This window comes from Photobacterium sp. R1, assembly GCF_054600795.1.
Map to the genome: position 1 here is coordinate 1 of NZ_BAAHZP010000664.1, position 261 is coordinate 261.

Here is a 261-nt window from a genome sequence, read left to right on the forward strand (position 1 = left end):
CTATGCGCCCGGTCACTGCCTTGTGGTTAATTGCTTTACCGCTCATGGATATGGCCACCATCATGATTCGCCGAATTCGTAAAGGCCAGTCGCCCTTTAAGCCGGATCGTGAACATCTGCACCATATTTGTCAGCGTATTGGGTTGTCGCCATTCATGACTCTAGTGGTGATTTGTGGTCTGGCTGCAAGTATGGCGGGAATCGGGATTTGGTCTGATTTGTCGCAGTTCAATGAACCCATGATGCTGCTGAGCTTTATGA

At 49.4% G+C, this 261-nt stretch carries 1 pseudogene; it reads left to right on the top strand.

Annotation, left to right across the window (positions count from 1 at the left end):
• Positions 1 to 261, top strand: a pseudogene (locus ACYP03_RS26735) (UDP-N-acetylglucosamine--undecaprenyl-phosphate N-acetylglucosaminephosphotransferase); the annotation flags it as partial.